The sequence below is a fragment of the Stenotrophomonas sp. FSL W7-1447 genome (assembly GCF_037966425.1).
Taxonomy (GTDB): domain Bacteria; phylum Pseudomonadota; class Gammaproteobacteria; order Xanthomonadales; family Xanthomonadaceae; genus Stenotrophomonas; species Stenotrophomonas pavanii.
The window spans coordinates 3,674,214-3,698,161 of record NZ_CP150199.1 but is presented as its reverse complement, the minus strand read 5'-3'; the positions used below and the strand labels follow the sequence as shown (position 1 = coordinate 3,698,161).

General features: G+C 67.3%; 23 protein-coding genes and 1 tRNA gene. 15 read left to right on the top strand and 9 right to left on the bottom strand.

The genetic code is table 11. The features are described from left to right. Window positions 1-78: 78 nt before the first annotated feature. The 7 genes from NSQ78_RS17235 (at window position 79) to NSQ78_RS17205 (ending at window position 10,067) form a co-directional block, all read left to right on the top strand. Window positions 79-1,185 (top strand): efflux RND transporter periplasmic adaptor subunit, encoded by a 1,107-nt coding sequence (locus tag NSQ78_RS17235; protein ID WP_064239089.1) that lies wholly within the window; start codon window positions 79-81, stop codon window positions 1,183-1,185. Next, the gene (locus NSQ78_RS17230) at window positions 1,182-4,307 is read left to right on the top strand and encodes an efflux RND transporter permease subunit (RefSeq protein WP_064239088.1); all 3,126 of its coding nucleotides are present in this window, start codon (window positions 1,182-1,184) and stop codon (window positions 4,305-4,307) included. The genes NSQ78_RS17235 and NSQ78_RS17230 overlap by 4 nt, the downstream gene beginning before the upstream one ends. After that, on the top strand, window positions 4,300-4,896 hold the full coding sequence (locus NSQ78_RS17225; RefSeq protein ID WP_064239087.1) for a GNAT family protein: 597 nt from the start codon (window positions 4,300-4,302) through the stop codon (window positions 4,894-4,896). The genes NSQ78_RS17230 and NSQ78_RS17225 overlap by 8 nt, the downstream gene beginning before the upstream one ends. Window positions 4,897-5,106: 210 nt before the next feature. Beyond that, window positions 5,107-6,618, top strand: a complete 1,512-nt coding sequence (locus tag NSQ78_RS17220) for an alanine/glycine:cation symporter family protein (RefSeq protein WP_057494690.1) — start codon at window positions 5,107-5,109, stop codon at window positions 6,616-6,618. Beyond that, window positions 6,619-7,452: a TrmH family RNA methyltransferase gene (locus NSQ78_RS17215; RefSeq protein ID WP_064239086.1), complete on the top strand. Its 834-nt coding sequence runs from the start codon at window positions 6,619-6,621 to the stop codon at window positions 7,450-7,452. Between the two features lie 166 nt (window positions 7,453-7,618). Continuing rightward, entirely contained in the window at window positions 7,619-8,605 is a 987-nt protein-coding gene (locus tag NSQ78_RS17210) for a hypothetical protein (protein WP_057494691.1), read from the top strand. Window positions 8,606-8,615: 10 nt separating this feature from the next. Further along, window positions 8,616-10,067: an alanine/glycine:cation symporter family protein gene (locus NSQ78_RS17205; protein WP_064239085.1), complete on the top strand. Its 1,452-nt coding sequence runs from the start codon at window positions 8,616-8,618 to the stop codon at window positions 10,065-10,067. Between the two features lie 126 nt (window positions 10,068-10,193). Here NSQ78_RS17205 and NSQ78_RS17200 read toward each other — a convergent pair whose 3' ends face one another. The 4 genes from NSQ78_RS17200 to NSQ78_RS17185 form a co-directional block, all read right to left on the bottom strand. Continuing rightward, a complete protein-coding gene (locus NSQ78_RS17200) occupies window positions 10,194-11,615 on the bottom strand; it encodes a M28 family peptidase (protein WP_032957185.1) in 1,422 nt (473 codons plus the stop codon). A gap of 225 nt (window positions 11,616-11,840) precedes the next feature. Continuing rightward, a complete protein-coding gene (gene mscL / locus NSQ78_RS17195) occupies window positions 11,841-12,245 on the bottom strand; it encodes a large-conductance mechanosensitive channel protein MscL (protein WP_049412700.1) in 405 nt (134 codons plus the stop codon). 54 nt (window positions 12,246-12,299) lie between these two features. After that, complete coding sequence (locus NSQ78_RS17190) at window positions 12,300-13,016, bottom strand: fumarylacetoacetate hydrolase family protein (RefSeq protein ID WP_019660190.1); 717 nt, start codon at window positions 13,014-13,016, stop codon at window positions 12,300-12,302. A gap of 75 nt (window positions 13,017-13,091) precedes the next feature. Next, on the bottom strand, window positions 13,092-13,373 hold the full coding sequence (locus NSQ78_RS17185) for a hypothetical protein (protein WP_049466016.1): 282 nt from the start codon (window positions 13,371-13,373) through the stop codon (window positions 13,092-13,094). Between the two features lie 178 nt (window positions 13,374-13,551). Here NSQ78_RS17185 and NSQ78_RS17180 point away from each other — a divergent pair, with 178 nt between their 5' ends. Then, entirely contained in the window at window positions 13,552-13,887 is a 336-nt protein-coding gene (locus NSQ78_RS17180; protein WP_049466019.1) for a Rieske (2Fe-2S) protein, read from the top strand. A gap of 196 nt (window positions 13,888-14,083) precedes the next feature. Here NSQ78_RS17180 and NSQ78_RS17175 read toward each other — a convergent pair whose 3' ends face one another. From NSQ78_RS17175 to thiS, 4 genes are all read right to left on the bottom strand, one after another. After that, window positions 14,084-15,931: an SLC13 family permease gene (locus NSQ78_RS17175; protein ID WP_049466020.1), complete on the bottom strand. Its 1,848-nt coding sequence runs from the start codon at window positions 15,929-15,931 to the stop codon at window positions 14,084-14,086. A gap of 27 nt (window positions 15,932-15,958) precedes the next feature. After that, entirely contained in the window at window positions 15,959-16,693 is a 735-nt protein-coding gene (gene trmB, locus NSQ78_RS17170; RefSeq protein WP_005410814.1) for a tRNA (guanosine(46)-N7)-methyltransferase TrmB, read from the bottom strand. After that, the gene (locus NSQ78_RS17165) at window positions 16,693-17,487 is read right to left on the bottom strand and encodes a thiazole synthase (protein ID WP_049466024.1); all 795 of its coding nucleotides are present in this window, start codon (window positions 17,485-17,487) and stop codon (window positions 16,693-16,695) included. The genes trmB and NSQ78_RS17165 overlap by 1 nt, the downstream gene beginning before the upstream one ends. Before the next feature lie 152 nt (window positions 17,488-17,639). After that, window positions 17,640-17,840 carry a sulfur carrier protein ThiS gene (thiS, locus tag NSQ78_RS17160; protein ID WP_005418796.1) on the bottom strand — a complete coding sequence of 67 codons (201 nt, stop codon included), beginning with the start codon at window positions 17,838-17,840 and terminating at the stop codon, window positions 17,640-17,642. 207 nt (window positions 17,841-18,047) lie between these two features. On the opposite strand from thiS, the gene NSQ78_RS17155 reads away from it, so the two are divergent. Beyond that, a complete protein-coding gene (locus NSQ78_RS17155; RefSeq protein ID WP_064239084.1) occupies window positions 18,048-19,883 on the top strand; it encodes an autotransporter domain-containing esterase in 1,836 nt (611 codons plus the stop codon). 160 nt (window positions 19,884-20,043) lie between these two features. Beyond that, window positions 20,044-20,117: transfer RNA gene (locus NSQ78_RS17150), tRNA-Gly, on the top strand. Window positions 20,118-20,166: 49 nt separating this feature from the next. Here the strand turns inward: NSQ78_RS17150 and NSQ78_RS17145 are convergent. Further along, entirely contained in the window at window positions 20,167-20,670 is a 504-nt protein-coding gene (locus tag NSQ78_RS17145) for a hypothetical protein (RefSeq protein ID WP_149901979.1), read from the bottom strand. 146 nt (window positions 20,671-20,816) lie between these two features. Here NSQ78_RS17145 and NSQ78_RS17140 point away from each other — a divergent pair, with 146 nt between their 5' ends. The 5 genes from NSQ78_RS17140 (at window position 20,817) to NSQ78_RS17120 (ending at window position 23,918) form a co-directional block, all read left to right on the top strand. Continuing rightward, a complete protein-coding gene (locus NSQ78_RS17140) occupies window positions 20,817-21,059 on the top strand; it encodes a hypothetical protein (RefSeq protein WP_049466030.1) in 243 nt (80 codons plus the stop codon). 97 nt (window positions 21,060-21,156) lie between these two features. Then, entirely contained in the window at window positions 21,157-22,035 is an 879-nt protein-coding gene (gene rimK, locus NSQ78_RS17135; protein WP_064239682.1) for a 30S ribosomal protein S6--L-glutamate ligase, read from the top strand. A gap of 258 nt (window positions 22,036-22,293) precedes the next feature. Then, the gene (locus tag NSQ78_RS17130; RefSeq protein ID WP_064239082.1) at window positions 22,294-22,773 is read left to right on the top strand and encodes a hypothetical protein; all 480 of its coding nucleotides are present in this window, start codon (window positions 22,294-22,296) and stop codon (window positions 22,771-22,773) included. A gap of 97 nt (window positions 22,774-22,870) precedes the next feature. Further along, window positions 22,871-23,341 (top strand): hypothetical protein, encoded by a 471-nt coding sequence (locus NSQ78_RS17125; protein WP_049466034.1) that lies wholly within the window; start codon window positions 22,871-22,873, stop codon window positions 23,339-23,341. Window positions 23,342-23,456: 115 nt separating this feature from the next. Continuing rightward, window positions 23,457-23,918, top strand: a complete 462-nt coding sequence (locus NSQ78_RS17120) for a hypothetical protein (protein WP_049466036.1) — start codon at window positions 23,457-23,459, stop codon at window positions 23,916-23,918. Window positions 23,919-23,948: the final 30 nt, after the last annotated feature.

Here is a 23,948-nt window from a genome sequence, read left to right as displayed (position 1 = left end):
GCCGGTAAACGCTTGGCACATACCGCTTTCGCAGGCCCTTGCCTACACTCGGCGGCCGTGGATCAATCTGGACCGTTCATGTTGGCTCGTATCGCTTCGACCCTGGCCCTTGGCCTCAGCCTGGCCCTGGTGGCCGGGTGCGCAGGCAAACAGGAGGCCGCCGCACGTCGGCAGGGCGAAGCGGTGCCGGTCACGGCACAGGTCGTGCAGTCCCGGCAGTGGAACGACACCCTGCAGGCACTAGGCACGGCCAGGGCGCGTGAATCGATCAGCGTTACCGCCAAGGTCAGCGAAATCGTCGAGAAAGTGCATTTTGAAAGCGGCCAGCACGTGGCGGCCGGTGCGCCGATCGTCACCCTGCGCGGCCAAGCCCAGGAGGCCGCACTGGTGCAGGCGCAGGCCACCTTCCACGAGGCCGACCAGCTGTACAGGCGCCAGCGCGAGCTGGCCACCCAGCGGCTGGTGTCCAGCGCTACGCTGGATACCCAGAAGTCGATCCGCGATGCCGCCGAAGCGCGCGTGGCGCAGATGCAGTCGGACATCGCCGACCGTCGCGTGCGTGCGCCGTTCGCCGGCGTGCTCGGCATCCGCCAGGTCAGCCCGGGCACGCTGCTGACGCCGACCACGGTGATCGCCACGCTCGATGACATCGAGCACATGCACGTTGATTTCCAAGTGCCGGAAGTGGAACTGGCCGCGCTCGGCGTCGGTGACAAGGTCAGCGCCACCAGCGTGGCATGGCCGGGTCGCACCTTCGAGGGCGAGGTCAGCACCATCGATGCGCGCATTGATCCGGCCACCCGCGCGGTGACCGTGCGTGCCGATTTCGCCAACGGCGACCATGCGCTGCGCCCGGGCATGCTGCTGGACGTGCGCCTGTTCCGCCCCGAGCGCCCGGCATTGGTGGTTCCGGAAATTGCGGTGGTGCAGGTCGGCCGCGATACCTTCGTGTACCGCATCAGGAGCGACAACAGCGTCGAGCGCGTGGATGTGGTCACTGGCGCGCGCCGTGCGGGCGTCGTCGAGATCAAGCAGGGCCTGGAGGCCGGCCAGCGCATCGTGGTCGACGGCACCGGCAAGCTGCGCCCGGGTCTGAAGGTCGCGGCCAAGGACGTCGCGCCAGCCCATGGCGGCGAGCCGGCTGATGCGCCGGCGCCGGTCGCGGCCGAGGGCCACGGCGGATGAAGCTGTCCGACATTTCCATCCAGCGCCCGGTGTTCGCCGTGGTGATGAGCCTGCTGCTGCTGGTGCTGGGCGTGATGTCCTTCACCCGCCTGACCCTGCGCGAACTGCCGGCCATCGACCCGCCGATCGTCTCGGTCTCGGTGGACTACACCGGCGCCTCGGCGGCGGTCATTGAAAGCCGCATCACCCAGGTGCTGGAAGATGCGCTGGCTGGCATCGAGGGCATCGATACGATCAACGCACGCAGCACCAACGGCCGCTCGCAGGTCAGCATCGAGTTCACCTCCAACCGCGATATCGAAGCGGCGGCCAACGATGTGCGCGACGCGGTCAGCCGCGTGGCCGACCGCATGCCGGAAGAAGCGCGGCCGCCGGAAATCGCCAAGGTCGAGAGCGATGCCGACCCGATCATCTGGTTCAACATGGTCTCTTCGACCATGGACACGCTGGAACTGAGCGATTACGCCGACCGCTACGTGGTCGATCGCTTCTCCAGCCTGGATGGCGTGGCCCAGGTCCGCATCGGCGGCCGCCAGCGCTATGCGATGCGCATCTGGCTGGACCGCGACCAGCTGGCCGCACGCGGCCTGACCACCGGTGACGTGGAAACCGCGCTGCGCAACGAGAACGTGGAGCTGCCGGCCGGCCGCATCGAGTCGACCGACCGCGATTTCACCCTGCGCGTGGAGCGCAACTACATCAAGCCCGAGGACTTCGCGACCATCCCGCTGGGCAAGGGCCGCGACGGCTACGTGGTGCGCATGGGCGACGTGGCGAAGATCGAGCTGGCCTCGGCCGAGCGCCGCGCGTACTACCGCAGCAACGGCGAGCCGGGCATCGGCCTGGGCATCGTCAAGACCTCCACCGCCAACGCGCTGGACGTGGCGCGCACCGCGCGCGCTGAAGCCGAGCGGGTGGCGCTGACCCTGCCCAAGGGCACGCAGATCTTCGTCGCCTTCGACAACACCACCTTCATCGAAGCGGCCGTGGACCGCGTCTACGCCACGCTGGTGGAAGCGATGATCCTGGTGCTGGCGGTGATCTGGCTGTTCCTCGGCAGTTTCCGCGCCGCGTTGATCCCGGCGGTGACGGTGCCGGTGTGCCTGGTCGCGGCGTTCATCGCGCTGTACGCGTTCGACTTCTCGATCAATCTGCTGACCCTGCTGGCGCTGGTGCTGTGCATCGGCCTGGTGGTGGACGATGCGATCGTGGTGGTGGAGAACGTGCAACGCCGCATCGACCTGGGCGAGCCACCGCTGGTGGCCTCCAAGCGCGGCACCGCGCAGGTCGCCTTCGCGGTGATCGCCACCACCGCGGTGCTGGTGGCGGTGTTCCTGCCGGTCGGCTTCCTGGAAGGCAACACCGGGCGCCTGTTCCGCGAGCTGGCGGTGGCACTGGCGGCGGCGGTCGCGTTGTCCGCGTTCGTGGCACTGACGCTGACGCCGATGATGGCCTCCAAGCTGCTCAAGCCGCACACCGGGCAGGCTCCACGCGGGCTGCACGGCTTCATCAACCGCAACCTGGAACGCCTTGCCGGTGCCTATGGGCGGGTGCTCGATCACCACGTCGACCGCACCTGGATCTACCTGCTGGTGATGGTCGCCGCGCTGGCCGCCAGCTGGGGCCTGCTGAAGCTGCTGCCGTCGGAGCTGGCGCCGGCCGAAGACCGCGGCTCGTTCCAGATCATGATCGACGGCCCGGAAGGCGCCGGCTACGACTACACCGTGCAGCAGGTGCAGCAGGTGGAAGCGTTGCTGGCGCCGCATGTGGGCCCGGACAAGCCGATCGTGCGCGCCAATCCGCGCGTGCCCGGCGGCTTCGGGGCCAGCGAAGAGATGCACACCGGCCGCGTCAGCATCTTCCTGCAGCCGTGGCGCCAGCGCAGCGAGGCCACGCCGGACGTGGCCAACGAACTGCAGAAGGAACTGGACACCATCCGCGGCGTGCGCGTGCGTACGCAGGTCGGCGGCGGCCTGGTGCGCAGCGGCGGGCAGCCGTTCCAGATCGTGCTGGGCGGTCCGGAATATGCCGAGATCGCGCAGTGGCGCGATCGCATCCTGCTGCGCATGGCCGACAATCCCGGGCTGGTCGGCCCGGACTCGGACTACAAGGAAACCCGGCCGCAGATGCGGGTGAACATCGATCGCCAGCGTGCGGCCGACCTTGGGGTGCCGGTGACCGCGATCGGTTCGGCGCTGGAAACCATGATGGGCTCGCGTCGCGTCACCACCTTCGTCGACAACGGCGAGGAGTACGACGTGCTGGTGCAGGCCGGCCGCGATGGCCGTGCCAGCCCGGCCGACCTGGCCGCGATCCGCGTGCGCGCCACCTCCGGTGAGCTGGTGCCGCTGTCCAACCTGGTCACGCTGAGTGAAGTGGCCGAGGCCGGCACGCTGAACCGCTTCAACCGCCTGCGCTCGATCACCATCAGTGCCGGCCTGGCGCCGGGCTATCCGCTGGGCGAGGCCATTGCCTGGGCACAGAACGTGGCCCAGGAAGAACTGCCGCAGTACGCGCAGGTGAACTGGAAGGGCGAATCGCGTGAGTACCAGAGCGCCGGCGGCGCTGTGCTGCTCACCTTCGCCATGGCGCTGCTGGTGGTCTACCTGGTGCTGGCCGCGCAGTTCGAGAGCTTCATCCATCCGCTGACCATCATGCTGACGGTGCCGCTGGGCGTGCTCGGCGCGCTGGTCGGGTTGTGGGTGAGTGGCGGCACGGTGAACCTGTTCAGCCAGATCGGCATCGTCATGCTGGTCGGCCTGGCTGCGAAGAACGGCATCCTCATCGTCGAATTCGCCAACCAGCTGCGCGACGATGGCCGCAGCGTACGCGAGGCGATCATCGAATCGGCGATGGTGCGCCTGCGCCCGATCCTGATGACCTCGATCGCGACCGTGGTCGGCGCCATCCCGCTGGTGGTGGCCGGTGGCCCCGGTTCGGCCAGCCGTGGCACGATCGGCATCGTGATCATCTTCGGCGTGACCCTCTCGACGTTCCTGTCGCTGTTCGTGGTGCCGGCGTTCTACGCGCGGCTGGCCCCGTACACCCGTTCGCCGGAAGCGGTGAAGCGCGAGCTGGAGACGCAGGAAGCAGCGTCGCCGTCGGTGGGCGGCCATGCCTGACCGGCGCGCCGGCGGGGTTGGGCCAGGGGTCGGATCCCTTTCCGGAACGGAAAGGGCTCTGACCCCGCCACTCCAGGGTGAAGGTTTCCGACTGCGTCCCTGGCGCAATGAAGACCTGGAATCCCTGCTGCGCCACGCCAACGACGCCGAGGTGTCTCGCGGCCTGCGCGACCGCTTCCCGTACCCGTACACGCGCGCCGATGGCGAGGCCTTCCTTGAGGGCCGCGTATTGGCCCCCGGCACCCTGAACCTGGCCATCGAGATCGACGGCCAGGCCTGCGGCAGCGTCGGCGCCCAGCAGGGCGTGGCCGAGCGGGGGCATACCGCCGAACTGGGCTACTGGCTGGGCCAGGCGCATTGGGGCAAGGGCGTGATGACCCGTGTGGTCGGCCTGTTCGCACCGTGGGTGATGGACCAGCTGCGCCTGTTCAGGCTGCAGGCCACGGTGGTGGACTTCAACCTCGGCTCGGCGCGGGTGCTGGAAAAGAACGGCTTCCAGGAGGAGGGCGTGGAGCGCTGCGCCGTCTACAAGCGTGGCGTGCTGCACGACCTGCGCCGCTTCGCCCGGGTACGCACGCAGCTGCCGTGAACCCCCGGGGTCAGATCCCTTTCGCCAGAAAAGGGCGCTGACCCCAACCCCTCAAACGGGCGAACCGGGGTCGGAGCCCTCGCGCGCTGCGCAAGGGATCCGACCCCTTGTCTTCTGGCGCTACCGCAGCGGCCTGCGATCAGGGAGAATCGACCGGTCCCCTCCAGCCGACGGGACGTCCTTACAACCCGCCGACTGGAGAGAGCGCGCGTGGAAGCAACCGTACACTTCATCAACAGCATCATCTGGAGCAAGGCACTGATCTTCGTGTGCCTGGGCGCCGGCCTGTTCTTCAGCCTGCGCACGCGCTTCATGCAGATCCGCGGCTTCTTCGAGATGTGCCGCCTCACCGTCAAGGGTGAGAAATCCGACGCCGGTGTGTCCTCGTTCCAGGCCCTGGCCATGTCGATGGCCGGCCGCATGGGTATCGGCAACATCGCCGGCGTGGCCACCGCTATCGCCTTCGGCGGCCCCGGTGCGATCTTCTGGATGTGGGTGATGGGCTTCCTCGGCGCGTCCACGTCGTATGTGGAATGCACCCTGGCGCAGATCTACAAGACCAAGGACGCCGAAGGCCGCTACCGCGGTGGCCCGGCGTACTACATCGAAAAGGCCATGGGCCTGAAGTGGTACGCGCTGGCCTTCGCCATCGCCACGATCATCGCCGCCGGCTTCCTGATGCCGGGCGTGCAGGCCAACGCCATCGCCGACAGCATCATCAACGCCTGCCGTGGCACCGCGCTGTGCGGTCCGCTCGATGGCCAGGCCTTCGGCATGGAATCGGTGCAGGCGCTGAAGCTGGGCATCGGCATCGTGGTGGCGCTGCTGCTGGGCGTGGTGATCTTCGGCGGCGTCAAGCGCATCGCCAACTTCGCCGAAGTGGTGGTGCCGTTCATGGCCGCCGGCTTCATCCTGATGGCCATCGTCATCATGATCATCAACTACGACCGCGTGCCGGAGATGTTCAACATCATCTTCAGCAGCGCCTTCGGCACCCACGCCGCGTTCGGCGCGATGATGGGCCTGGCGGTGGAGTGGGGCATCAAGCGCGGCATCTACGCCAACGAAGCCGGCCAGGGTTCGGGCCCGCATGCAGCGGCTGCCTCGGAAGTCTCGCACCCGGCCAAGCAGGGTTACGTGCAGGCCTTCGCCATCTACTTCGACACCATGATGGTGTGCACCGCTACCGCGTTCCTGATCCTGGCCAGCGGCACCTACAACGTCTACTCGCCTGCAGGCGCCAGCGCCCCGCCGATCTTCCAGGGCCTGGCCGGCATTCCCGAAGGCGCCGGTTACGCCCAGGCCGGCGTGGAAGCCGTGCTGCCGGGCTGGGGTTCGGCGTTCGTGTCCATCGCCATCTTCTTCTTCGCCTTCACCACCATCATGGCGTACTACTACATGGCCGAGACCAACCTCAGCTATGTGAACCACAACAAGAAGCGCCCGCTGACGGTGCTGGTGCTGCGCCTGGGCATCATCGGCATGGTGGTGTTCGGCGCGTTCCACAATGCAACCCTGGCCTGGGCGCTGGGTGACATCGGCGTGGGCCTGATGGCCTGGCTGAACATCATTGCCATCCTCATCATCCAGAAGCCGGCGATGCTGGCCCTGCGTGACTACGAACGACAGAAGAAGCTCGGCCTGGATCCGGTGTTCGACCCTGATGCCCTGGGCATCAAGAACGCCGATTTCTGGCGCCAGCGCAAGCAGGAGAGTGTGTAAGTGAACAACCCTTGGAACAACCGCCGCCCGTCCGCCCGTCCGCCGCGCGCAACGCCGTTGCCGCGTCCGGAGGTGCCGGCCACGGGCGGTGGTGGGCGCGGTGGCAGCGACGAGCTGCGCCTGTACGGCCTCAATGCCGTGCTGGCCGCGTTCGAAGCGCGGCCGCAGGCGCTGCGCAAGCTGTACCTGCTGGAGGCGCGCATTCCGCGCCTGCAGCCGCTGCTGAAGTGGTGCGTGGCCAACCGCGTGGGGTATCGCGTGGTTGAAGACGGCGATCTGAACAAGCTTGCCGGCACCACTCATCATGAAGGTGTGGTGGCCGATGTGCTGCGCGCACCGGCGCTGCCGCTGTCGCAGTGGCTGGAGCAGGTCGGTGACGGTCCGGCGCTGGCATTGTGGCTGGATGGCGTGGGCAACCCGCACAACCTCGGCGCGATCCTGCGCTCGGCCGCGCACTTCGGTGCCAAGGCGCTGCTGCTGCCGGCCGGCAGCACGCTGGCGCTGTCCGGTGCCGCCGCGCGCGTGGCCGAGGGCGGTGCCGAGGCGGTGCCGCTGGTGCAGCTGCCGGAGACCGCTCAGGCGATGGCACAGTTGCGTGCCGCCGGTTTCGGCCTGGCCGCGACCCTGGTGGAGGGCGGTGACGACGTGTTCCGCACCGCGCTGCCGCAACGCCTGGTGTATGTGATGGGCGCCGAAGGCGAGGGCATGGACCGTGGCCTGGCGGGTGCGTGCGACCTGCAGGTCTCGATTCCCGGCAGCGGCGCAGTGGAGAGCCTGAACGTGGCCTCGGCCACGGCGGTGCTGCTGGCGCAGTGGGCCAGCCGCCGCGGCTGATCCGGTATCCCGGGTCGGATCCCTTGCCGCAGGCGAGGGCTCTGACCCCTTCCAGGCTCCGTCATTGCGTCAAGCGCGCATGACGTTTTGAAAGTTTCCTTATTGGTCAGCCGCTTCCGGCAACGCAGGGTGGAACTCCATCCCACGTTGTCCAGAAGAGGCTGCCATGCATCACCCACGCTGTATCCTCATCGCATTGTTGGTCCTGACCAGCGTCCTTGCCAACGGCCGTGCCGCAGCCGGCGAACGCAGCCTGGACGGGGTCAACTTCACCGGTCCGCTGATCACCCCCAATCCGGCCGGCCTGCCGCAGGGCAACTGGTACATCGAACCCTACCTGGTGCGGGTCGACAGCCGCGATCAGTATGACGATGGCGGCCATCGCCGCGGCAGCGCGCAGCACAGCGGTGCGTGGGCCACGGTAGTGCCGATCATCTACGGCTTCAGCGACCGGGTGATGGGCCAGGTCAATCTCAGTGCATCGCGTGCCGAACAGGGCAGCGCGCGCAGCAGTGGTTTCCGCGCCGGCGATACCACCGCGCGCCTGCAGTACCTGCTGCAGGCGCCCAATGCCGATGGCACGCGTCCGGCCATCTCGGTCGCGCTGGTGCAGCGCTTCAGTACCGGCAGCCATGACCGCATCACCGGCAATCCGCTTGATGCGCAGGGCGACGGTGTGCAGCGCACCACTGCCGCATTGGGCGTGCAGCAGGTGGTCTGGCTGGGCAACGACCGCCCGCTGCGCTGGCGCGCCCAGCTCAGCGCGGGGCCGGCGCCGTCGCGCACGGCGATCTCCGGGGCCAGCGTCTACGGCACCGATGACAGCTTCCAGGGACACATCTCCCGCGGTTCGGTGCTGGGCCTGTCGGTGGGGGCCGAGTACAGCTTCAATCCGCGCTGGGTCGGCGTGATGGAAGTGGCCGCCAGCCGCGAGACCGGCCAGCGCCTGAGTGGTTTCGCGCGTAACGCCAGCGGCCACGTCGAGCGCATCGAGGAACATCGCCCGGCCAGCCGCAGCGTCACCCTGGCGCCGGCCGTGGAGTACCACTTCAGCCCGACGCTGGGCCTGATCGCCGGCGTGGAATTCAGCGTGGCGGGTCGCAACACCCGCCATATCGTCAGCCCCCAGATTGCCTTGGGCATGTTCTTCTAGGAGGTCGCCGATGAACATCGAATCCATCGTCAACACGATCCTCGGCGTCGTCTGGAGCCCCTACCTGGTGGTGCTGTGCCTGCTCACCGGCCTGTACTTCAGTGTGCGCACGCGCTTCATCCAGCTGCGTGCATTGCCGGACATGCTGCGCCTGATGTTCCGCCATGAGCGCTCCGATGCCGGGGTGTCGCCGTTCCAGGCGTTGTCCCTTTCGCTGTCCAGCCGGGTGGGCGTCGGCAACATCGCCGGCGTCGCCATGGCCATCGCCTTCGGCGGCCCCGGCGCGATCTTCTGGATGTGGATCGTCGCCTTCCTCGGCGCGTCCAGTGCTTTCATCGAATCCACGCTCGCGCAGATCTACAAGGATCGCGACGGCAAGGGGCAGTACCGGGGCGGCCCGGCGTACTACATCGAGAAAGGCCTCGGCCAACGCTGGTATGCCGTGCTGTTCGCACTGGTGACGGTGCTGGCGGGCGCGATGCTGGCCGGCACCCAGTCCAATGCGATCACCAGTGCGGTGAACGAAGCCTGGGACGTACCGGTGATGACCACCACCGCGGTTCTGCTGGTGGTGCTGGGCGCCATCCTCATCGGCGGTGTGCGGCGCATTGCGCGCGTGGCCGAATGGGTGGTGCCACTGATGGCCGTGGCCTACCTGCTGGTCACGGCGCTGGTGATGGTGCTCAACGCGGAGAAGCTGCCGGAGGTGATCATGCTGGTGCTGCGCAGTGCATTCGGCGTGGATGCAGCGTTCGGCGCGATGATCGGTACTGCCATCCAGTGGGGCGTGCGTCGCGGCGTGCTGTCCAACGAGGCCGGCATGGGCAGTGGGGCGCACCCGGCCGCCGCCGCGGAAGTTTCGCATCCGGTCAAGCAGGGCCTGGTGCAGTCGTTCTCGGTCTACATCGACACGATGGTGGTGTGCAGTGCGACTGCCTTCCTGATCCTGTCCACCGGCCTGTACAACGTCTACGACCCGGCGGTGAACGGCATTCCCGATGAGGCGCGCCTGCTGCTGGGCAATCTGCCCGGCGTCGAGGCCGGGCCACGCTTCGTGCAGCATGCGGTGGAATCGGCGCTGCCGGGCTTCGGCCGTTCGTTCGTGGCGCTGGCGATCCTGCCGTTCGCGTTTACCACCATCCTCGCGCTGTACTACATGGCCGAGACCAACGTCAGCTATCTGTGCCGCGATCGGCCGACGGCGTGGCTGATGGGCGTCTTCCAGCTGCTGTTCCTGGCAGCGACCGGTTACTCGGCGGTGAACAGTGCCACAGTGGCCTGGTCGCTGGGCGACATCGGCGTTGGCTTGATGAGCTGGCTGAACATCATCGCCATGCTGCTGCTGCAAAGGCCTGCCCTGGCCGCACTGCGCGACTACGAGCAGCATCGCCAGGCCGGCAAGGATCCGCTGTTCAACCCGAAACAGTTGGGCGTGCGCAACACCAGCGTGTGGGAAGGCTGACAGGATCGGGGTCAGATGCCTCGCCAGGGCGAGGGCTCTGACCCACGCCATTGCCCGGTGGGTGCGAACCTCGGTTCGCACCGCTCTTCCCGCTGCACTCGCCGGGCATGGCCCGGCGCCAGCGCATCACTCGTTCGGCGGCGTGGTCGCCTTGGCCTCGCTGCCGAAGCTGCCATCGGCTTCTGCCGCCAGGTAGGCAAACACGGTGTAGGCGGCCACGTTCTGCGCCAGTGCCTTCGGGTCGATCTTGTCCAGCGTGTCGTCGGCGGTGTGGTGCAGGTGGAAGTAGTCCGAGCCGTCCTGCGCCAGCCACGCCCACGCACCGCCCTTGGCGGCCAGCGGGCCGACGTCCGGGCCCGGGCCCCCCTTGTCGGCCTGGTACTCGATGCCCAGCGGCTTCATCACTTCGGCAATCTGTTTCGTCGCTTCGCGTGAGCCTTCCGGGTTCGGCGAACCGGTATTGAAGGCGTAGATGCGGCCGGCGCCGAAGTCGCTCTCGGCGGCCAGCTGGTGCAGGGCCACGTCCTTGGCGTGTGCCTCGGCATAGGCCTTGCCGCCGTACAGGCCCTGTTCCTCGTTGGCGAAGGCGATCACGCGGATGGTGCGCTTCGGTGCCTGCTTGAGCTGGCCGATCAGGTGGCCTGCAGCCATGGTGATGCCCACGCCTGCGCCGTCATCGACAGCGCCGGTGCCCAGGTCCCACGAATCCAGGTGACCGCCGATCACCACCACTTCCTTCGGCAGGCTGCGGCCGGTGATCTCGCCGATCACGTTGTACGAAGTGGCCGTGCCATCCCAACCGCAGTCCAGCGCCACCTTCACCGTGGTGCTGCCACGCGCCAGCAGGCGCGCCAGCTGGTCGGCATCGGGCACCGACAGCGCGGCCGACGGCACCGGGGTCAGGCCGTCATCGAAACGGGTGATGCCGGTGTGCGGCACGCGGTGCGAGTCGGTACCGGCCGAGCGCATCAGGAAACCGACCGCGCCCTTGCGGATCGCCTCGGACGGGCCCTTGCTGCGGATCGCGCCGCCACGGCCGTAGTCGCGGCCATCGCGGAACGGCAGCATCTGGTAATCGACGAAGGCGATCTTGCCCTTCAGCGAACCCGCCGGTGCGGCCTGCAGCGCGGCCAGGTCGGCGAAGCGCACCACTTCGGCTTCCACGGTGCCGCCCGGGCTGCCGCCCAGTGCGGTGATCTGCAGCGGCTGTGGGTTCCTGCCGGTCACGGCGGCGTGTTCACTGCGGCGCTCCCACTTCGGGAACGTCACCGGCTCCTTCCAGACCTTGTCGAAGCCCAGGGCCTTGAACTTGGCTTCGGCCCAGGCGACGGCGCGGGCGTCGGCTTCGCTGCCGGCAATGCGCGGACCAATCTCGGTGGTGAGCGATTCGACCACCTTCCAGCCGGTGTCATCGGCCAGCGCCTGGTCGCGCAGTTGTGCGGCGGTGGCCAGCGACGCCGGGGGCAGGGTGGTGGTGCGCGGCGCCGCGAAGGCCGGGGCGGCCAGCAGGGCGAGGGAGGATGCGATGGCAAGGACGCGGCGACGCATGGACAACTCCGGGAAGGGACCTAAGCCTTGGAGCTTAACAGTCGTTCAGCCCGGCGCATGGGCGGGAGGTCATGGCTGGCGCGGATGCTGTTTTCCGCCAGATGCAGCAAAGCGAAAGCCCCGCCGGAGCGGGGCTTTCGTGCAGTCGCGGTCGTGCCGGCCGCTGGCCGTCTCCCGCATGTCCCGATGTTGCCGGCCAGCGGCCGGCACTACCGCTCTGCGGCCTTATTTCTTCAGGCTGTCGCGGATCTCGCGCAGCAGCACCACTTCTTCGGCCGGTGCGGCCGGTGCCGCTTCCTTCTTGCGCGACAGGCGGTTGATCGCCTTGACCACCAGGAAAATGGCGAAGGCCACGATCACGAACTGGATCAGCGTGTTGATGAAGTCACCGTAGCCGATCACTACCGCCGGAATTTCCTTGCCATCGGGGCCGAGCCGGGCCGGTGACAACGTCCAGGCCAGTTGCGAGAAGTCCACCTTGCCGATCAGCAGGCCCAGCGGCGGCATGATGATCTTCTCGACCAGCGCCGTCACGATCTTGCCGAAGGCCGCGCCGATCACCACGCCGACGGCGAGGTCGATGACGTTGCCGCGCATCGCGAATTCCTTGAACTCGGTGAGCATTCCCATTGTTGTTTTTCTCCGGTGGGGAAGTGGACAGCGCGCAGGGTAGCGCAGGTGATGTCAGCCGGCGATCACGCCGTGGCGCTCGGCCACGTTTTCCAGGCGGGCACTGAAACGGTCGCCGGGCTTCAGCGCAGCCACCCCGGACGGGGTACCCATGAACACCAGGTCGCCGGCACGAAGCTGCCACAGCTTGGAAAGCTCGTGCAGGATTTCCGGCACGTTCCAGATCATCTGGTCGAGCAGCGCCTGCTGGCGCACCTCGCCGTTGACCTCCAGCGACAGGTTCAGCGCAGCCAGGTCGCCCACTTCTTCGGCGTGGACGATCTCGCTGATCGGCGCGGAGGCATCGAAGCCTTTGGCCGCGTCCCACGGGTGGCCCTTGTCCTTGGCCGCGGCCTGCAGGTCGCGGCGGGTCAGGTCCAGGCCGACGGCATAGCCGTAGACCAGAGCGTCGGCGTCGGCCACGGCCAGCTCGCCGGCGGGCGCATCCCGGCCGATCGCCACCACCAGTTCCACTTCGTGGTGCAGGTTGGCGGTTGCCGGCGGATAGGGGATGGCATCGTCGTGGCCGACCACGATCGCATCGGCCGGCTTGCTGAAGAACATCGGGCGGCCACGGTCATCGGCCGCCGGCACTGCTGCACCCATTTCGCGGGCGTGGTCGGCGAAATTGCGGCCGACGCAGTAGATGCGGTGCACGGGGAAACTGCCACCACCGGCTACCGGCACACGCGGCAGGGCTACGGCAGGGATCACATCGGAGACATCGGACATGCGGGCATCCAGGAAGGGCGTGCCCGCAGTCTAGAACGCATGGCGCCCGCCGTCAGCGGGCGCGCAGGAGGTGGATCAGCGCGAGGCCGGCAACACCGGCTTGCGTACCACGCGGTACTCGCCTTCGACCACGGTCGGGTCGACCGGGCGTGCAGTCCCCGGCTTGCGCGAGGCCAGCAGCTTCCACGCCAGGCCCACCAGGATCATCGCGGCACCGACGAACACGCCGATGAACACCATCGCGGCCAGGATCGCCAGGCCAAGCAGGCCCACGGCAACGCGCACCAGCGGGTGACGCGGCTTGCGCGGCGCGAACAGGGTGCGGAACTGGTTGAAGGCGGATGCGCGATTGAACATGGCGGCTCGATAGGCTGGGATCAGCGAAAGCAGAGTATCGGGACGCGCCACTGTCATTGAGTGAAAAACTCGTTAAATATAGCCTGTGCTTATTACAGATCAATGACTTGTGTTCATGTCGCAGCCAGTGACCTGAGTGGGCATGCGACAATGCGGGTTTACCGTACGAGCCTTCGCCATGACTGCCGCTGCCGCCCTGATCGCCCTGGATGCCCTCGCCGATGGCGCGTTTGCCGAGGTCGAAGCGCTGGTCGATGGAGATGCCGAATCGCTGGTGCTGTATCGCGACGGTGCGCAGGTGCGCGCGTTCCTGAACATCTGCCCGCATGCCGGCCGCCGTTTGGACTGGGCACCGGGCCAGTTCCTGAAGAGCCGCGAGGGCCATCTGGTGTGCGCCGCGCATGGCGCCTCGTTCGCGCTGGACAGTGGCGACTGCATCGCCGGCCCGTGCAAGGGCGACCGCCTGCGCGCGGTGCCGGTGGACGTGCGCGACGGGCAGGTTTACCTGGCTTGAAGCCAGCTGGGGGTCGGATCCGTTTTCCGCAGGAAAACGGCTCTGACCCCATCAGGCCAGGAGCAGTCGAGCATGGCTCGACGCTACAAAAGCCGTGTCGACCGAGGTCGGCAGCTACCAGAACGAGATCGGTGCCGTTACCAGCGGCCGGCACTACCGGGGTGCAGGGCGCAGCCCTGCCAACAAACCCCAACCCTCAGAACATCAGGTTGATCATCAGCACAACCACGCAGGTGTAGATCAGCGACAACGGGCCGCCGACCCGCCACATCTCGCGCGGGGTGTAGTTGGCCGGGCCGGTGATCATCGAGATCACCGGGTTGGAGGCCGTCATCAGGTTGTTGGACGCCGACAGCGCCACGATCAGTGCGAACGCGGTCGGGTTGCCGCCTGCCGCCAGCGCCAGGTTCACCGCGATCGGCACCATCACGATGGTCGCGCCCACGTGGCTGATCACCAGCGAGAATGCTGTGGTCAGCAGTGCCAGTGCCACCTCCAGTACCCACACCGGAATGCCGGTCGGCAGCTTGTCGATGGTGTGGCCGGCCACCCACGCCGCCGCACCACTGGAATCCATCGCCCAGCCAAGCGGAATCAGCCCGGCCATCATGAATACCGTCTTCCAGTTGATCGAGGCATACGCCTCGTCCATGCGCAGCACGCCGGTTAGCAGCATGCCCGCCACGCCGGTCATCAGCGTCAGCGCCACCGGCAGCTTGCTGGTCAGCGCGATCAGGATGGTCAGCGCGAAGATCGCCATGGCGATCTTGAACTTGTGCGGTCGCTGCTCGCCGGTGGGGTAATCGGTGACCACCACGAAGTCGCGGCTCTTGGCGGCCTGCGCCAGGTCGGTCCAGATGCTGTGGAACACCAGCATGTCACCGGCGCGCAGCTGCACGTCGCGCACGTCCTCGCGGATCACCTGCTTGTCGCGGTTGATCGCCAGCAGGCTGATGCCGCGCTCCTTGCGCAGGCGCAGGTCGGCCGCGCTCTTGCCGATCACATTCGAGGTCGGCGGCACCACCGCCTCGGAAATACCGGCGCGGCTGGGGTTGAACAGGTCGCCCAGGTGCTTCAGGCGCGAGGACATGCGCAGGAACTGGTTCTGCGCGAAGTCGCTGATCTGCTGGCGCGGGCCCATCGCACCGAGCACGCTGCCGACCCAGATGCGCATCTCTGCCGGCGGCGCCAGGCGGGTGTCGTTGCCGGTCTTCAGCGCCAGCAGCAACGGCGCGTCGTGCAGGTTCTCGGCCTCGCCCAGGGTCATGCCCACCAGCGGGCTTTCCGCGCTCACCACCAGCTCGAACACGTCGCCTTCGATGCCGTAGGTCTTGGCGAAGTAGCTTTCGGTGCGCGCCGGGGTGACCCCGTCGTTGACCAGGTTCTCTTCCTCGATCAGCTTGCGGTCGCCGTAGTAGCGGAAATACAGCAGCGAGGCGACCAGCAGCGCCACGCCGATCGGCAGCGGCGCGAACATGCGCAGTGGCTCGATGGTGGCCAGGCCCGAGGGCAGGTTGTTGTTGGCCGAGGCCAGCAGGTCGTTCAGCAGGATCAGCGGCGAGTTGCCGACCATGGTCAGCGCGCCGCCCATCACGATCGCCGCCGAGATCGGCAACAGCAGGCGCTGCATCGTCAGGCCCGTGCGCGCCGCCAGCCGCGAGGCGACCGGCAGGTACAGCGCCATCACCGATGGGTTCTGCATGAAGGACGAGTTCAGGCCGGCAATGGCCGTGGTCATCATCAGCAGCCGCTGCTCAACGCCATGGCCACGCCGCAGCAGCCACGCGGCCAGCCGGTTCAGTGCCCCGGTGCGGTCCAGGCCCGCACCGAGGATGGTGGTGGCGATGATGCTCATCACCGCGTTACCGGAGAAACCGCCGAAGATCTCCTCCGGCGCGATCAGCCCGGTGACACCGAGCACCACCAGCACCACCAGCGCGACCACGTCGGCGCGGATGCGCTCGAACAGGAACATCGCCATCGTGAAGCCGACCAGCCCGAGCACGAGCTTCATGTCGTTGGTCAGCGTCAGCGCGGTATCCATGTGGGGCGCGGCGTCCTCAGGCGATCGTCAGGTGCGGTCGTACAACAGGTCCCAGACGCCATGGCCGAGTTTCTGGCCGCGGGTCTCGAAGTGGGTCTGCGGGCGCCAGTCCGGGCGCGGCACGCTGCCACGCGGGCCGGCGCGGTTGACCAGGCCGGCGGTGGCATCGAGCACGTCCCACATCTGCTCGGCGTAGTCTTCCCAGTCGGTGGCGCAGTGCAGGCGGCCACCCGGGCGCAGCTTGCGCACCAGCAGTTCGGCGAACGCCGGCTGCAGCAGGCGGCGCTTGTTGTGGCGCTTCTTGTGCCACGGGTCCGGGAAATAGATGCGCACTTCATCGAGGGCGCCGTCGGCGATCTCGTTCTGCAGCACTTCCACCGCGTCGTGGTGGTACAGGCGCACGTGGTCGGCGTTGTCGTCGGCCAGCGCGTTGAGCAGCCGGCCCACGCCCGGGGCGTGCACTTCGATGCCGATGTAGTCGCGCGACGGATCGTGCTGCGCAGCGAAGCGCAGCGCGGCGCCGTTGCCGAAGCCGATTTCCAGCACCTTGTGCGCCGGGCGGCCGAAGGTGGCGTCCAGGTCACGCGGCTGGCCGGTGTAGTCGAGGCCGAAGCGCGGCCAGCGTTCGTCGAACGCGCGCTGCTGGGCCGGGGTGAAACGACCCTGGCGCAACACGAAGCTGCGCACCTCGCGGCGGCCTTCGCTCACGGTGAAGGGCTTGGGCGGGGCCTTGGAACCGGCGCTGTCGAAAGGATTGGTCATCAGCCGATCAGCCCGTCCACTGGCGAAGAAGCGCTGGCGTAGCGCTTGCGCGGAATGCGTCCGGCCAGGAACGCCTCGCGGCCGGCCTCGACCGCCTTGCGCATCGCACTGGCCATCAGCACCGGGTTGCGCGCACCGGCAATGGCGGTATTCATCAGCACGCCGTCGCAACCCAGCTCCATCGCGATCGCGGCATCGGAGGCGGTACCCACGCCGGCATCAACGATGATCGGCACCTTGGCGTCTTCGATGATCTGCAGCAGGTTGTACTTGTTCTGGATGCCCAGGCCCGAACCGATCGGCGCGGCCAGCGGCATTACCGCAGCGCAGCCGATCTCTTCCAGGCGCTTGGCCAGGATCGGGTCGTCGGAGGTATAGACCATCACCTCGAAGCCGTCCTTGACCAGCTGTTCGGCAGCCTTGAGGGTCTGCATCACGTCCGGGTACAGGGTCTTCTGGTCGCCCAGCACTTCCAGCTTGGTCAGGTTGTGGCCGTCCAGCAGTTCACGGGCCAGGCGGCAGGTGCGCACGGCATCCTCGGCGGTGTAGCAGCCGGCCGTGTTGGGCAGGATGGTGAAACGCTCCGGCGGCAGCACGTCGAGCAGGTTCGGCTCGCCCGGGTTCTGCCCGATGTTGGTGCGGCGGATGGCCACAGTGACGATCTGGGCGCCGGCAGCCTCGGTGGCCAGGCGGGTTTCTTCCAGATCCTTGAACTTGCCGGTGCCGGTCAGCAGCCGCGAGCCATAGGTCTTGCCGGCGATCACCAGCGAATCGGGGGAGACATGAACGTTCATGGCGCGATTATCGCTTATCCGCCTGAAGATGGGGTCATGCAAGGCGGTGCTGTCCGCAGGAGGGCGAGGGTAGTGCCGGCCGCTGGCCGGCAAATGCAGGGTGCCTGACAGCGTCGGATTGCCGGCCAGCGGCCGGCACTACCCGCGCAGCCTCATCCGCCGCCCAGCGCGTGCACGATCTCCACCACGTCGCCTTCGGCCAGGACGTGCTCGCCATGGCGGCTGCGGCTGACGATCTCGCCGTTGACCTCGACCGCGACCCGGCGCTGCAGCAGCTGCTCGGCCTGCAGCAGATCGTGGAGGGTCGCCGAGGCGGGCAGGGTACGGGGTTCGCCGTTGAGCTGGATGTTCATCACCGCATTGTCGCCGATGGCCTGCGCGGATCGGAACCCTTGCAAATGTCGCTGATCGCCAGCCCCGGCACAGCGGGGTCCAGCGCCCTCGGGCGACAATCCATGCGGCGGCGCAGCGTGAGCAAAACGCGGCGCAGTGAAACCATTCACCGTGCGCCGGCGTACGTCCGCCGGGTCCTCAACGATATCCCCACAGGAGTTTTTTACATGCTGCTCAGCAAACGCCCGATCCGCTCCCTGATGGCGGCCGCGATCGCGCTGGCCGCGCTTCCGGCCATGGCAGGCGAATCCCCGTATTCCAAGGCCGTGTTCTTCGGCGACAGCCTGACCGATGCCGGCTATTTCCGCCCGCTGCTGCCGGCCGATGTGCGTCCGGTGACCGGCCAGTTCACCACCAACCCCGGTTGGGTGTGGGCGCAGCAGGTCGCCAACTACTACGGCCTCAACGGCGCCGCCAACGACAACGGCCAGAGCGGCGACAACTACGCGGTCGGCGGTGCCCGCGTCGGCGTGGACGTGGCAAGCCCGATGGGAACCATCCCGTCGCTGAAGTCGCAGGCGGCGCGTTATCTGGCTGCCAATGGCGGCAAGGCTGACGCCAATGTCCTGTACACGGTGTGGGGTGGTGCCAATGACCTGTTCGCGGCCGCCGCTGCGCCGGCGCAGGCACAGGCCATCATCGGCGCCGCCGTCACCGATCAGATCGCCCTGGTCGGCGCGCTGAAGCAGGCCGGCGCCGAGTACGTGCTGGTGCCTAACCTGCCCAACGTCGGCCTGACCCCGGCCTTCCGCGGTCCGAATGCCGCCGCCGCCACCGCGCTGTCGGCCGGCTACAACAAGGCGCTGTACGGCGGCCTGAAGCAGGCCGGCATCGCGTTCATCCCGCTCGATACCTTCACCGTGCTGGGCGAAGTCGCCGCCAACCCGGGCATGTACGGCTTCACCAACGTCACCAGCACCGGTTGCAGGATCGACCCGGCCAACTCGACGCAGAGCATCCTGACCTGCAACCCGACCAGCTACGTCAGTCCGGATGCGGCCAACACCTACCTGTTCGCCGACGGCGTGCACCCGACCACCGCCGGCCACCAGCTGCTGGGCCAGTACGCGGTGTCGGTGCTGGAAGCCCCGCGCCTGCAGCAGGTGCTGAGCCACTCGGCGCAGACCATCGGTCGTTCGCGTGCCGACCAGGTCAGCATGCACCTCGGCGGTCGTCCGGCCGACGGCCTGTCCTGGTGGGGTGGCGTGCGTGGCGACCTGCAGCGCTACGACCACGCCGACCTGTACGACGGCCTGGCCCCGGCCGGCCTGTTCGGTATCGACTGGGCCCGCGACGGCATGGTGTTCGGTGGCTTCGCCGGCTTCGGTCGCCTCAACGCCGACTTCGGCAACAGCCGTGGCGACTTCACCCAGAAGGACACCACCGCCGGTCTGTTCGCAGGCTGGTATGGCGACCGCATCTGGGTGAATGGCCAGGTCAGCTACACCTGGCTGTCCTATGACGTGAACCGCAAGGTCCAGCTGGGCCCGGCCACCCGTGAGCATGGTGGTTCGCCGGACGGCAGCAACCTGACCGCCGCGCTGAACGCCGGTTACGAGTTCGGCACCGAAGGTGGCTTCCGCCACGGCCCGATCGCCTCGGTGATCTGGCAGAAGGTGAAGATCGACGGTTACACCGAAAGCGCTGCGGCCGGCACCCTGGCCACCGCACTGGGCTACGACCGCCAGAACGTCGATTCGACCGTGGGTCGCATCGGCTGGCAGGCCCGCTTCGATGGCGGCACCCTCAAGCCGTACGCCCAGGTGACCTACGATCACGAGTTCGAGGACACCAAGCAGGCCAGCGCCTGGCTGCAGACCCTGCCGGAACTGGGCAGCTACCGCGTGCCGGGCCTGAAGTTCGACAAGAACTACGCCACCGTCGTGCTGGGTGCCCGCACCGAACTGTTCGGCCTGCAGAGCAACTTCGGCCTGAGCGCGTCGACCGGCCAGAAGCGCGCGCAGGACGCCACCCTGTTCGCCAACTTCAGCGGCACGTTCTAAGCAGCAACCGCCGGGGTCAGAGCCCTTTCCGCAGGGAAAGGGCTCTGACCTGTTGCGCCAGGGGGCGGATCCGTTTCCGCCAGGAAACGGCTCTGCCCCCTTTGCGGCATGGTGCCATTGCGCAACACTGGCCCAACCGCATAGACTTTCACCGCGCACTGCGGGCGTAGCTCAATGGTAGAGCTGTAGCTTCCCAAGCTACTGACGTGGGTTCGATTCCCATCGCCCGCTCCATCCTTCATGACCGCGCCGCATTCCGCCGCGCGGGTTCCTCCAGACTGCCTCAGTACGCCGCGAACACCGCGGCCAACGCGTCCGCGTCCAGCACGCGTCCCTGGGCGCGATCATGCGTGTGCAGGTACCAGACCTCGTCCGGCTCCAAGTGCCGTGTCAGGTGCCACTGGTTTTCCCGGGCCAGAATATCCACCCGTCCCTGGCAGCCAAAGCAGAAGCGGGCCAGAGGCTTGATCGCGGCGGCCTTGCCATTGACGTTCAGGGTCAGTGCGGGGGCCGCGTAGGTTTTCAGTTCCCCGGATGACGGATTCTCGGTGATGGTGACCGTGTCCCGGCGCAGCGTGGCCACCTGTGCCTGCACCAACGGTTGCAGCCACAGCTCGATGGTGTCGAACAGCACATGCAGCGACTGGATCCAGTCCTGGTACTGTTTTTCGACCGCGATGGCCCGGGCCTGTTCCGCGTGTGCGGACTGCTGCAGCTTCTGTGCGAGTTGCTCCATTTTCGACATCGGAATTTCCGTTTTGGGGCGGGCTTCCATGGTGATCGGCACGCTTGCTCGCTTCCAGCCGAAAGCGACATTTTCGTAGAACTCCTAGAAGTGCTGCGGCGGTAGCGCGTAACGCTTCAAACTTTTCCCATGGGCAGGCCGGCACTGACCGACTAGCGTGCGCGGATATTGATCAGGAGCTGCCTTCCATGAACTGCCGGGACGACGTCGTCGAGCGCATCCACAGAATCTTTCTTTCCGCCGGCGTCGGCTCGAACAAGCAGCTTGAGGCGGTGCGCGCGCTCGGGCGTGCAGGCGGCCCCAAGGCCGCGCAACTGATCGAGCAGATCTACCAGCAGGCGTTCAGTAATTCCGCCCTGCAGATGGCCTGCGTGGCGGCATTGGGCGAAGCGGCCCACGGCTTCCAGGCCAGCGCTGGACGGGACAGCTGACGCTTCATCCACAACGTTGGTGATCGTCGGCGACGGGCATCATCCGCCCGCCACACGCCCGCGCTATGCTGCGCGCCTGCCGACCGATCCCACTGCGATGAAGCTCGCCATCCTGTCCCGCAACAGCTCTCTGTATTCCACCCGTCGGCTGGTCGAGGCGGCACGCGCGCGGGGCCACACTGTGCGCATCCTGGATCCGTTGCGCTGCTACATGCGCATCGCCGCCGATGGCTTTTCCATGCACTACAAGGGCCGGCCGATGACCGGCGTGGACATGGTCATCCCGCGCATCGGTGCCTCCATCACCCGCTACGGCACCGCCGTGCTGCGCCAGTTCGAACTGATGGGCGCGCGCACGCCCAACCCGTCCGACGCCATCCTGCGTTCGCGCGACAAGCTGCGCGCGCACCAGCTGCTGGCGGCCAAGGGCATCGACATGCCGGTCACCGTGTTCGGCGACAACCCTGATGACACCGTCGACCTGCTGTCCATGCTCGGTCCGCCACCCCATGTGGTGAAGCTCAATGAAGGCACCCAAGGGCGCGGCGTGATCCTGACCGAAAAGGCCAGTGCCTCGCGCGGCATCGTCGAGGCCCTGCGCGGTCTGTACGCCAACTTCCTGATGCAGGAATTCATCGGCGAGGCCAAGGGGGCCGACCTGCGCTGCTTCGTGGTCGGCGACCAGGTGGTGGCGTCGATGCAGCGGCAGGCACCGGAGGGCGACTTCCGCTCCAATCTGCACGCCGGCGGCACCGCCGTGGCGGCCAAGGCCAGCCGTGCCGAGCAGCAGGTGGCGGTGCGCTCGGCCAAGGCACTGGGCCTGTCGGTCTGCGGCGTGGACCTGATCCGCTCCGCGCGCGGCCCGCTGGTGCTGGAGGTCAACTCCACGCCCGGGCTGGAGGGCATCGAAGCGGCCTGCGGGGTCGACGTGGCCGCGCGGATCATCGAGCACGTAGAGAAGATCAAAAAGCCCTGATTATTCATGGGGTTGTGATTCTCATGGGTAAATGATCCGGGGCTTTAACGAGGCTTTAATCGACCCCGGCGTAGGCTTCAGCGAACCGCAGCTCTGCCTCTCAGCAGGATCGGTATCGGGATACGACTTCAGGCCCAGGCGGGTGCACCGCCTGGGCCTTTTTTATGGCGGTCGGCCCCGTGCCCAAGGTCTCTTGTGGAGGCCGCGTGACGGTCGTAGAGTTGGCCCTTCGTTCCGGGATGGATCGGGAGGTTGGCGATGTACCGCATCATGACGATCGCGTTGCTGCTGGGCCTGTCTGGCGCTGTTGCCGCCAAGCCGGAGAAAGCCGCTGTACAGATGGACCGGCACGGCTCGGTCGCCGAACAGATGCGGCAGGTGGAAACCGCCCTGGCTGCCCCCGACTATGCCGAACTGTCTGCCGAGGATCGCGGCCAGGTGCAGCAGTCGCTGTCGCGCATCCGCCAGCACTTGGGCGAGCGCCAGACCGTGCAGGAACTGCCGCCGCAGCTGCAGGCCGAGGTCTTCAACGAGCAGGAGCGCATCAACACCCTGTTGGCGCGCGGCCACGAAGACAGTCGGCAGATCTGCAAGTACGAACGCACCACCGGCAGCGACATGCCCAGGAGCCGCTGCCTGACGGTGGCCGAACGGCGCCGGATCGAGGAGAAGGGCAAGGCGCTGATCAACGACCAGCGCAGCTACAACATGCTCAGCCCACCGCCCGCCGGGCGTTGAGCGCGCACGGGCCTGTGGTCTCGCCGACCGTGCCGTGACGGCGCATCGGCGATAGCGCAGGATCGATTTCCACTCATGGAAGAACCTGGAGGTAACGATGCAGCGCATGATTCCCGTCGCCCTGATGCTGGGCCTGGCACTGGCCACCACCGCCCACGCCAAGCCCGAGAAGGCACAGGTGAAGTTCGACGCCAATGCACCGGTGGCCGAACAGATCCGCAGCGTTGAGGCGGCCATCAACAGCGAGGACTACAGCGAGATCGGGCTGGAAGACAAGAGCCGCGTGCAGCAGGCGCTGGGCCGCATCAAGATCAAGATGGGCGACCACGAACGCATCGAACAGGTCAGCCCGCAGGACCGCACCCAGATCTTCAACGACCAGGAAGTGATCAACACGATCATGACCCGCGCCCACGCCGACAGCCGCATGGTCTGCCGTCGCGAGCGCACCACCGGCAGCAACATGCCGCAGAGCGTCTGCCTGACCGTGGCCCAGCGCCGCAAGGCGGAGGAAGACAGCCGCAAGGCGCTCAACGACGGCCAGCGCTTCAACAACTACAAGCCCTGAGCACTGTCGCGCGGGCCGCGCGCGGCCATCGGTCACCCTGCCGTGCGTCCCTTGTGGACGCATCGGCGGAACCGTAAAGTCGAGACCCTATTCATGGACGAACATGGAGCTCGTCATGTACCGCAACACTACGCTCGCCCTGATGCTGTCGCTCGGCCTGGTGGCCACCGTGCAGGCCAAGGCGCAGAAGGACACCGTGCAGATGGATTCCTTCACCCCGGTGTCCGAGCAGATCCGCCGCGTCGAAACGGCCATGGGCAGCGAGGACTACAGTGAAATCGGGCTGGAGGACAAGAGTCGCGTGCAGCAGGCGCTGAACCGGATCCGGATCAAGATGAATGGCCGCGAGAAGGTGGATGAGCTGGCGGCGCAGGAGCGCAACGACCTGTTCAACGAGCAGGAGATCGTCAATACCATCATGACCCGTGCCCAGGCCGACAGCCGCATGATCTGCCGTCGCGAGCGCCTCACCGGCAGCAACATGCCGACCAGTGTCTGCCTGACCGTGGCCCAGCGTCGCAAGGCCCAGGAAGACAGCCGCCAGGCGTTGACCGACCAGCAGCGCATCAGCCGCTGACCCGCCGCCGCAGGGGCCTTGCCCGGTGTC